Consider the following 8822-nt stretch of genomic DNA (forward strand, 5'->3'; position numbering starts at 1 on the left):
GGCCCGCGCCATCACGGACGGGACCGGAACGATGTGCCGTCGGGACCTCTCGTCGTTGGTCGCCGAGCGGATCTCGGGAACACGTGGCTCAATGCGGGCGGCTTGGTCGATGACATCATGACCGTGGTGGCTGCTGAAAGTGGCTACGGCGCAAGGATTAATTCTCGAATTGCACAAGCACCCCGGGGCGCTGCCCACCGCGCAGGCGGACACCCGCGCCGGGTCGCAGTGATGATGCCGTTGCGTTGGTAGAGCAGTATGACACCGGCAGGCCTGCGGCGACGGCGTCGCGGCGATCCGGGCGCCGTTTTCAGCCGCCGTCACGGCCGTCGGTCGCGGACAGCGTCCGGGACCTTGAGTTTCCCGAGGTCCGGCGTCCACAGATATCGAAGGCCATCAGTTCTTGGCTCAGCGGGGCCGACAGCTCCCGAATCGATGGGCAATATCGTCGTCGAACAGAGCGGGCACCATACCGTGTCGGTGCCAGCTCCTACCATGTGCACCGTGAACTTCGACGAGGTGGCGGCGCTGCGCGCGCACAGTGCCGCGTGGCGGCTGCTGCGCGCGGACAACGCCGCACTTGTCGTCGGTTTTCTCGGCAGGGTCTTCGTGGACGAGAACGTCCGGGAGATCTCCCGGACCGCACTGATCACCGGACTCGACGACGAGCTTTACGCTCTGAACGAGCGGCTCGGCGCGGGCACCTTCCCCAAGTCGGCGCGCGCCTATCTCGACGACTGGGCCGCACCCGAGGCCGGCTGGCTGCGCAAATACTATCCGCCCGACTCCGACGAACCGCACTTCGACGCGACACCGGCCGTGGAGAAGGCCGTGACCTGGGTGCGGAGTCTGCAGGCCCGCTCGTTTATCGGCACTGAGTCCCGCCTCAACACTGTCTTCGAGCTGCTTCGGCAGATGGTGTTCGGCACCGAGACCAGCACCGAGGTCCGCCTCGCCGAATTACACCGGCGCCGCGCGGAGATCGACGCCGATATCGCCGAGGTCGAGCGCGGCAACGTCGCCGTACTCGACGCCGCGGCCCAGCGGGACCGCTATCAGCAGTTCGCCGGTACCGCCCGGGAACTCTTGTCCGACTTCCGCGAGGTGGAGGCCAACTTCCGGGCCCTCGACCGAGACATGCGAGAGCGTATCGCCGCCTGGGACGGCGCCAAAGGGGAACTGCTGGACGAGGTGCTCGGCGATCGCAGCACCATCGCCGACTCGGACCAGGGCAAGAGCTTCCAGGCTTTCTACGACTTCCTGCTCTCACACCAGAAGCAGACCGAGCTCGCCGACCTGCTCGAGCGTGTGCAGTGCCTCGCGGCGATCACCGACACCGATCCGCGACTGCGACACATCCACCACGACTGGCTCGACGCGGGGGAGCGCACTCAGGCCACGGTTCGCCAGCTCTCGGAACAGCTGCGCCGGTTTCTCGACGACCAGGTGTGGCTGGAGAACCGGCGCGTGATGGACATCCTGCGCAGCATCGAATCGCACTCGCTGGCACTGCGGGACCGGTCCGGCAGTGCACTCACGATGGATCTCGACGCCACCGCGCCGGCCGTCTCCCTACCCATGGAACGCCCCCTCTACGCGCCGTCCACACCCACCGTGCTCGACAGCGGCGACGTCATCTCCGGCGAGGATGACTTCGAGGCCACGCCACTGTTCGAGCAGGTGTACGTCGATCCCATCCGGCTTTCGCACTCGGTGCGCCGGGCGCTGCAGGCGACCCGACAGATCGGGCTGGCGCAGATCGTCGCCGCGGCGCCGCTGCAGCAGGGCTTGGCGGAGCTGGTGACCTACCTCTCGCTCTCCGACGACACGTTCCGCGCGGTGTTCGACGAGTCCGCCGAGGATCGGCTGACGTGGACGGACGACACCGGCGCCGTCAAGGTGGCCACCCTGCCTCGGGTGACCTTTGTGCGCACCACCCCAACGACTGGAGGCACCTGATGAACACCGGGACCATCCCTCGCGATCAGCTCGATCTGCCTCTCGTGGTCACCCATCTGATGAAGGGTGTCGTCTACCGCGACAGCCACGAGAAGCCGTGGGCGCATCTGCAGGCACTCCTTCCTCAGGTCCGCGATTACGTGGCGACGATGAACCTGATCGTGGTGGTCGACGAGGCCGAGGGGTACGCCTTCCTGCGCTCAAAACCCGATGCCGAGGACGACGAGCGGCACGTACCCCGACTCGTGGCCCGGCGCGCGTTGCCGTTCCACACGAGTCTGTTGCTGGCCCTGCTCCGCAAGAAGCTCGCCGAGTTCGACGCGAACAACGCCGACACCCGGCTGATCTTGACTCGCGAGCAGATCGCCGAGACCGTGAGGGTCTTCCTGCCGTCCACCAGCAACGAGGCCCGTATCGTCGATCAGATCGACATGACCATCACGAAGGTGGTGGACCTCGGATTCCTGCGTAAGGTCAGCGGTCAGGCGGGCCTCTACGAGGTGCGCCGGATCCTGAAGGCTTTCATCGACGGACAGTGGTTGTCGGAGTTCGACCAGCGACTGTCCGAATACGCCGCCCAGTTCGAGGAGGACAAGTAGTGGCCGGGCTGTTCAGCACCACCGAGTTGGCGAATCCAGGGGCGGACTCGCGTTCCGGATACCGGCTCGAGCGCCTCGAGGTGTACAACTGGGGCACATTCGACCGGCGAATGTGGGCGCTGAACCTCGACGGCCACAACGGATTGCTCACCGGCGATATCGGCTCGGGCAAGTCGACCATGGTCGACGCCGTCACCACGTTGCTGATGCCGGCGCACCGCATCTCCTACAACAAGGCCGCCGGCGCCGATACCCGCGAGCGGAGCCTGCGCTCCTATGTGCTCGGCTATTACAAGTCCGAGCGCAGCGAGACCACCGGCACCTCCCGCCCGGTCGGGATCCGCTCCGCCGGGACCTATTCGGTGATCCTCGGGGTGTTCCGCAACCGTGGCTATAACTCCGAGGTCACGCTGGCACAGGTGTTCTGGATCAAGAACGGCAACACCGGCCAGCCCGACCGCTTCTTCGTCACCGCCGATGCCGACCTGACCATCGCGGCGCACTTCGCCGACTTCGGCAGTGACATCGTCGGCCTGAAAAAGAAGCTCCGCCGGTCCGGCGCCCGGCTGCATGAGCACTTCCCCGAGTACAGCCGGGACTTCCGGCGCCAGCTGGGCATCGAGTCCGAGCAGGCACTGGATCTGTTCCACCAGACCGTGTCGATGAAAGCGGTCGGCAATCTCAATGACTTCGTGCGAAGCCACATGCTCGAACCCTTCGATTCGGCGGCGTGGACGGCGAAGCTGGTGGCCCACTTCGACGACCTCACCAAGGCGCACGACGCGGTCCGGCGCGCCCGCGAACAGCTTGCCGACATCGAACCGATCCTCGCCGAGTGCGGCACCCACGAGGAACTCACGGAACAGACCGCGGCGCTCGCCGCGCAGCGGTCCGCACTGCGCTATTACTTCGCCGAGCACAAATCCGGACTGCTGACCGCCCGGATCGGCGAACTCGACGCCGCCATCACGACGGCCACCGATCGGCTGCAGGCCACCACACACGAGCTGGCCGAACTGCGCGACAACGAGAACCGACTCAGGCTCGAGCGCGCCGGCCACGGCGGGGATCGGCTGGCGCAACTCGAGCGGGACGTGCTCGAGGCGTCCCATGCGCGCGACGAGCGCCGCGACCGGCAGGCCCGCTATGCCCAACTCGCGGGCGCGGCCGGCCTGGATCCGGTGCGAGGCGCCGAGCAGTTCGCGGCCCAGCGCGAGCGTGCCGGCACCTGTGTTCAGGCGCTCGAGCAGTCGCTGTCCGATCAGCAGAACCGGATCACCGAGATCCGTTTCGAGCAAAGGGATCTCGAGCGGGCATCCGCCGAGCTCAACACCGAGCTGGTGAGCCTGCGGGAACGCCGCAGCAATATCCCGGCCCGCAATCTCACGCTCCGTGAATCCCTCTGCACCGCCCTGGGTATCGACGAGAACGACATACCGTTCGCCGGCGAGTTGATCCAGGTCCGCCCCGAGGAGGACCGTTGGGCGGGTGCGGCCGAACGGCTGTTGCGCGGATTCGGCCTCTCGCTGCTGGTCTCGCAGGAGCACTATCGGCGTGTCTCGGATTGGATCGATGCGCACCACCTCGGCACCCGGGTGGTGTACTACCGGGTCCCGGCCACCGTTGCGGTCGGTCCTCGCGGCGACCGCTCCGCACCGAACCTGCTGCTGCACAAGATCGAGATAAAGGACGGACCGTTCTACAACTGGCTCGAGCGGGAACTCGCCAAACGAGCCGACCTCCTGTGCGTGGATTCGATGGACGAGTTCCGGCGTGCCGACAAGGCCATCACCCGATCCGGACAGATCCGCACCACCGGTGGGCGGCACGAGAAGAACGACACCACCCGGATCGACGACCGCAGCTCCTACATTCTCGGATGGACCAACGACCAGAAGATCGATGCACTACTCACCCGGGCACAGGCCGTCGCGACCCGCACCCAGAGTCTCGCCGAGAACCGCACCCAGCTGCAGGCCGCACTCGATTCCACCACCCACCGGCGGCGCGCGCTGGACAAGCTGCTCGAGATCGACCAGTTCAAAGACATCGACTGGGAGTCGATGGTGAACCGAATCGCCACACTCGAACGGGAGAAGGCGGAGCTCGAGGCCTCGTCGCGCGAGCTGGAGCGGATCGGGCGCGAACTCGACGACACAGGGCGGGCGATCGCCGAGGCCGACGCACGCCGGGACGGGCTTCAGAAGGAACTCGGCCGCTTGGAAGCCTCTCGTAACAGCGCGCGCGCGGAAACCGATGCGACGCGCACGGTGCTCCGCGAGGAGCCGTGTGGGGCCGCACGGGCCGAGTTCGACGCGATAGACCGGCGCCTGGGATCCACAGTCCCCACCGAGCCCGACCGGTGCGACGCCCGGGAGTTGGAAGTCAACCGGGCACTGACCGAGTCCATCGACAAGCTCGCTACCAAGAGCGCAACCGTAGCGAACCGGATCGTGGTCCAGATGGGGAATTTCCGCAAAAAGTACCCCGCCGAGACCGCGGAGATGGACGACAACGTCGCCTCCGCTGCCGAATACCGGGAACTGCACCGCCGGCTAGTCGGGGACGACCTGCCACGGTTCGAGACCGACTTTAAGGAGTACCTGAACACCAACACCATCCGCGACGTGGCCGGATTCCATTCCCAGCTGAACAGACAGGTCGACCTGATCCGCGAACGCATCGATCGGATCAACGAATCGCTGGTCGGCATCAACTACAACCCGGGCCGATACATCCGACTCGAGGGGGCGCGCACCCCCAACACCGAAATCCGCGAGTTCATTACCGATCTGCGCGAGTGCACAGACAGTTCGATCGGCGGCGGCAACTCCGAGCAGTACTCGGAGGCCAAGTTCCTTCAGGTGAAGCAGCTCATCGAGCGATTCAAGGGCCGCGAGGGGCAGACCGAATCGGACCGGGCCTGGGCCAGGCGCGTCACCGATGTGCGGAACTGGTTCATGTTCTCCGCCTCCGAGCGGTGGCGCGAGGACGACACCGAGCACGAGAACTACACCGACTCCGGCGGCAAGTCGGGCGGGCAAAAGGAGAAGCTGGCGTATACGATCCTGGCGGCGTCCCTCGCGTACCAGTTCAAGCTCGAATGGGGCGCCACCCGGTCCAAGACGTTCCGATTCGCAGTGATCGACGAGGCTTTCGGTCGCGGCTCGGACGACTCCACAAAGTTCGCGCTGGAGCTATTCCGCACCCTCGGGCTGCAATTGCTGATCGTGACGCCGCTGCAGAAGATTCACGTCATTGAGCCGTACGTGTCGTCGGTCGGGTTCGTGGACAATCCGGACGGCAACAATTCCCGGCTCCAGAGTCTGACCATCGAGCAGTACCGCGAGCAGCAGCGGCTGCGTGGACTCGTGCGCGTGGAGGCCACCCCCGGCGCGTCGGCATGACCGGTGCCCGAGGCTGGTCGACTCCTCGCGAGGTCAGCGCGACCCTGACCAAGCGCTGGAACACGGGAATCTACCTGTCCGCCCACGCCCGCGCGGAGCCACTCGATCCGATCGGCATCGTGCTGCGCGGACCGTCAGCCGTGGACCTGGGTGCGCGCTATGGCGAGGTGCAGGACTGGGCGCAGACGTGGACCTCCCACCGGGCCCGCTCGACGGCGTTCCGGCTGGAGTTCAAAACCATCGGGGGCCGGTCGGTCGGAGCCAACTCGATTCCGCACCGGGTGTGGATCGACGATCACCAGTCGCTGTGGGCGCTGCTCGGGGTCGACACTCAGGTCCGCACCTTCGACGCGCTACGCAACCGGATCGACGCCGCCGGATTGGGACTGTCCGACTGGGCAGTCGCGCACCCGCGGAAGGTCCTTGTCCACGAACACGACTGGAATGCGCTGCTCGCCGCCGTCGAATGGATTCGCGGGTGTGGCGATAGGGGCGTCTATCTGAGGCAGGTCGATGCGCCCGGTGTGGACACCAAGTTCATCGAGACACACCGCCAGATCCTCGCCGAACTCCTCGACGCCGTACTGCCCGAACACCGGATCGATCGGTCCCGTCCCGCCTCGGACTTCGTGCGGCGCTATTACTTTCGTACGAAGCCCGCTTATGTGCGTTTTCGGCTGCTCGGTGCGACCACTCCGTTTCCCGCAGGTCTGAGCGAGGCCACGGTCCGCGTCACCGAATTGGCGAACCTGGCACCCGCGGTGGATCGGGTTTTCATCATCGAGAACGAGATCACCTATCTCGCGTTCCCCGAGAACTCGACCGGCATGGTGATCTTCGGCAGCGGGTACGCACTGTCGTCGTTGACCGCGCTGTCCTGGCTCGAGCACGTCCAGGTGGTCTACTGGGGAGACATCGACACCCATGGGTTCGCGATCCTCGATCGACTCCGGGCCCGCTTCCCGCACGTCGAGTCGCTGCTGATGGACCGCACCACGCTGCTCAAGCACGAAACCCGCTGGATCCAGGAGCCGACACCAATCAATGCTCACCTCGAGCATCTTCGTGCCGAGGAATCTGCGCTGTACCGAGACTTGGTCGAGGACGTACTGGGAACTGCGGTGCGGTTGGAACAGGAGCGAATCGGCTATTCCTGGCTGTGCAGGGCGCTCCACTCGGGTGGCGACCACTCCGGGTGATGGATCATCAACGTCCCTTGATGCGGCGGAACGCCTGCACTAGAGCCGGGTAGCCAGTCGAGCCGACCATCCCACCGAGTGTCGCAACACGTCCGGGGTAGCGGTGTGGCACGGTCCGTGCCGACCCGGAGGTGTATATGTCGCAGGCCGAACCTGCACTCGCGTGCGGTGCCCACTACTAGAGGAATCAGTGTCGGCGTATCTGATGCGCGATTGGGACTTGAGGACAAGTGGGTACTCGAACCGCACTCCCGTATTCACGTGCAACTCCAGTTCGCGACGGGCGTCACAGTCCGAAAATCCCTGCTACACAGTGAAAATATGCAAATTAGGAGGCGCGTCGACCAACTCCGCGACGAGCGCGACAACTACCGCACTGCGAACGAGGTGTGGGAGATCGAGATGGCCGCCAGGTCCCCGATCTCGCACCGCGGGGAGTTGATCGGCACCACCGCGATCGGCCGGCGGATGAAGATGCTGCAGCCTGACGGTTCGGTGGAGCTGGTCCCGGTGAGCTCCGGCAACTCCTTCGCGGCCGTTGATCGCGATGGTCGCAGGCCGGGGTGCTCGAGGTGCTGTCCGAGCGCAAGCGCAACCAGATCTGGGCCGCCACCGCCATGCTCGCCGAACTCGACGCGCTGAGCATCACGATCGGCAGACGCACCTCGGAGCAGCTGTAACCGATGCCGCGGGTGCCTACCTGCAGATCCTTGTGAAGGTCCCGGAATGACCTCGTATGTGACACTCGGACAGCTCCATACGAGCGTCCTGGGTGCGGGATGGACGGTAAGAACCGCGGCCTGGGGCGGACGCGCTGACTTGGGAAGGTGACACCCGTGGAGTCCGGGAAGGGGCTGCGGATTTCACTGGGCGTTACTGTGTTGATGCGGGTGCGGGGTGGGACTGGAAGGTGCACCGGGATGGGATGCTCGGCGGTGCTTGTTGTGCGGCTCGTGAGCTGATGCTTGGGCTGCTCGAGGATCCGCCGGGCGGGGGTTATGTGGAGGGTCGCGATGATCGGTTCTGGGTGGACCTCAAGGTGTTGATCGCGACCCTCCGTGCGCGGCCCGCACCCGACTTCCGGGGTGCTGGCCGTGTGCTATGTGGGGGGCGTGATGGTGTTGTGACTTGTTGTGATGTCGTGTTCCCGGTTTGTGATGTGGGGGTGCCGGCGACCTTATCGGGGGAGTTCCGGCGTCGGGGTGTCGGCGGGCGCGTGGGGGTTTCTTGTCGCGTTCAGATGAGTGGATTTTAAAGATGTTGATCTACAGTAGGTTTGGGAAATTACTTGATAAATATGCATTTACAAGATTTATGCACGAATCTTATATTGTAAGGTGTGTAATGCCTTGGTAAATAATAGATCTAGCTGTTTTATGATCTTTTGATGTTTGGATAGAATGGGAAATGGGTGGTACGACGTGGGTATGACATCGAGCGGAGCGAGAAGTCGAGTGAGAGGCGGGTCGGGCGCGCCCAACAGCCTCCCAGGCGTCGTTGGGGTGCGGGGGACCGGTTGGAACATGACGACGAAAAGTGCAGGCGATAGCCTGATTTCGGAAACTCAGAGGAGCGAAGCGACTCGATCGACGGCAACGGAAATGGACCCACCGCGAGCCGCGCAGCGGCTCCCTGGCGGGGAGCGAAGCGACTCGCCC

General features: G+C 64.9%; 5 protein-coding genes. 4 read left to right on the forward strand and 1 reads right to left on the reverse strand.

The features are described 5' to 3' along the window. The first annotated feature begins 504 nt into the window (after positions 1–504). Genes CA951_RS31260 through CA951_RS31275 form a run of 4 tightly spaced genes read left to right on the forward strand, consistent with a single transcriptional unit; the run spans position 505 to position 7164 of the window. Positions 505–1959: a DUF3375 domain-containing protein gene (locus CA951_RS31260; protein ID WP_087560570.1), complete on the forward strand. Its 1455-nt coding sequence runs from the start codon at positions 505–507 to the stop codon at positions 1957–1959. Continuing rightward, positions 1959–2558 (forward strand): DUF4194 domain-containing protein, encoded by a 600-nt coding sequence (locus CA951_RS31265; RefSeq protein WP_087560562.1) that lies wholly within the window; start codon positions 1959–1961, stop codon positions 2556–2558. Before CA951_RS31260 ends, CA951_RS31265 begins: the two co-directional genes overlap by 1 nt. Further along, positions 2558–5965, forward strand: coding sequence for an ATP-binding protein (locus tag CA951_RS31270; protein ID WP_087560563.1), 3408 nt, complete (start codon positions 2558–2560; stop codon positions 5963–5965). Before CA951_RS31265 ends, CA951_RS31270 begins: the two co-directional genes overlap by 1 nt. Beyond that, on the forward strand, positions 5962–7164 hold the full coding sequence (locus CA951_RS31275) for a Wadjet anti-phage system protein JetD domain-containing protein (RefSeq protein WP_087560564.1): 1203 nt from the start codon (positions 5962–5964) through the stop codon (positions 7162–7164). The genes CA951_RS31270 and CA951_RS31275 overlap by 4 nt, the downstream gene beginning before the upstream one ends. Before the next feature lie 368 nt (positions 7165–7532). On the opposite strand, the gene CA951_RS43585 is transcribed toward CA951_RS31275, so the two are convergent. Continuing rightward, positions 7533–7688 (reverse strand): hypothetical protein, encoded by a 156-nt coding sequence (locus CA951_RS43585; protein ID WP_179220379.1) that lies wholly within the window; start codon positions 7686–7688, stop codon positions 7533–7535. Between the last annotated feature and the right edge of the window lie 1134 nt (positions 7689–8822).

The sequence above is a fragment of the Rhodococcus sp. NCIMB 12038 genome, from assembly GCF_002165735.1.
In the GTDB taxonomy this organism is placed as follows: domain Bacteria; phylum Actinomycetota; class Actinomycetes; order Mycobacteriales; family Mycobacteriaceae; genus Rhodococcus_F.